Annotated in this window: 2 protein-coding genes; both read left to right on the top strand. The window is 60.8% G+C overall.

Translation table 11 applies throughout. The features are described 5' to 3' along the window. The first annotated feature begins 38 nt into the window (after nt 1-38). On the top strand, nt 39-620 hold the full coding sequence (locus tag ACFSC3_RS20670; protein ID WP_007406331.1) for a recombinase family protein: 582 nt from the start codon (nt 39-41) through the stop codon (nt 618-620). A gap of 20 nt (nt 621-640) precedes the next feature. Further along, nucleotides 641-1465 carry a hypothetical protein gene (locus ACFSC3_RS20675; RefSeq protein ID WP_126014483.1) on the top strand — a complete coding sequence of 275 codons (825 nt, stop codon included), beginning with the start codon at nt 641-643 and terminating at the stop codon, nt 1463-1465. Nucleotides 1466-1545: the final 80 nt, after the last annotated feature.

Consider the following 1545-nt stretch of genomic DNA (forward strand, 5'->3'; position numbering starts at 1 on the left):
TGTTGCTAATCAGCCGTGTTCCAATGCACATCTGCGACATGCTCCTCGGCTATGCGCGCGTATCTACCGACGATCAGGATCTCACGCTTCAAAAGACGGCACTGAAGGCGGCCGGATGCCGGCGGACATTCGAGGAGAAGGTGTCCGGCGCCAAGCGCGCCCGACCGGAACTCGACCGGATGCTGGAGCAGCTGCGCGACGACGACGTGGTTGTGGTCACCCGGCTCGATCGCCTAGCGCGGTCGACGCGCGACCTGCTCGACATCGCCGAGAAGCTGAACGAGGCGGGAGCGGGGCTGCGCTCGCTCGCCGAGCCCTGGGCCGACACGACCACGCCTGCGGGACGCATGGTGCTCACCGTGTTCGCCGGCATCGCGGAGTTCGAGCGCGAGCTGATCCACCAGCGTACCAGTTCCGGCCGCGCGGCAGCCATGGCGCGCGGCGTGAAGTTCGGGCGTAAGCCCAAGCTCACTCCGGACCAGATCGCGCTCGGACAGCGTCTCGTCGGCGAAGGCACATCGGTGCGCGAAGCGGCGAAGCTGCTGAAGTGTCATCATGCCACGCTCTATCGGGCGCTCAACCATCCGGCGCAGATGCCCGTACATCGCTCGACACGTTGATTGAGGAGTAGGATTTCGCCATGATCTTCGCGCTTCTACTAGCGGCAAGTTCGCCGAATTCCGCGCTGGAGGCGGAGCGGGCCTACTCGGAAGCTGTACTTGCCAGTGGCCGTCAGGCAGCGGCACGCAGTTTCGGTCCACAAAGCGACCCCTGGCCAATACAACATGCGCCCGAAACCGCGCGCTCTCCATCTGTGGCCAGCATGTTGCAAGCAGCCGAGAGTAGCCGAAGGTGGTGGCTCACAATGATGAGTGTCGAGAGCCATGCCGAGCGCAGACCCGAACTTGTCTTTCCGTCCTGTGATCCGAGCGGGTCGGCAGTTGTTATCGGCGGGCTGTACGATGGCGGAAATCGAGTTGGATCATATAAGACGCTTTGGCGGAACAGTGCTGAGGGGTGGCGCTGGGAAATCGACGACTATCGTCGGGATGGATCGAAGGCATTAGCGGCAGAAAGTTTACAAGCGATCGAACCTGAGTGCTCGGCAAAACTCACCAATGAACAGCTCCAAATCCAAGCCGTTAGCGATGCGAAAGAGATCGCGTCTGTTTTGCGACAGGAGCAGGCCGGCAAACAGGTCGACTGGTTGGCTGTTCCAAGACGAAGCGTGGCCGAAGACGTTATCTTTGTCGGCAACGATGGCCGACGCATCCGCAGGCTCCCCGCCAAGCTGCCCATTCGGCGCATAGCGGGTGCGTTATCGTCCGGAAGCAGTTACGATGAAACGCTACGGTGGAGTAGCCGCGTCCTGGACGGGTCTGCACAAGCCCATAGCTTTCAGATCACCCAGTGGCGCGGTCCCAAGAATGGATGGCAGATCGTCTACTACGAGCTCCGCGGGTGAAACATCACGAGAGGTGATCCGGTAACTTCCAACTCGTCCAACCTCACAAACCCACGAAACTTAATATACTTTGCGGCAAC

The sequence above is a fragment of the Sphingomonas floccifaciens genome (genome assembly GCF_042681125.1).
In the GTDB taxonomy this organism is placed as follows: Bacteria; Pseudomonadota; Alphaproteobacteria; order Sphingomonadales; family Sphingomonadaceae; genus Sphingomonas; species Sphingomonas floccifaciens.

Bases quoted from the DNA above. Each gene is read 5' to 3' on its own strand.
- ACFSC3_RS20670 (WP_007406331.1), top strand. From the start codon at position 39: ATGCTCCTCGGCTATGCGCGCGTATCTACCGACGATCAGGATCTCACG.
- ACFSC3_RS20675 (WP_126014483.1), top strand. From the start codon at position 641: ATGATCTTCGCGCTTCTACTAGCGGCAAGTTCGCCGAATTCCGCGCTG.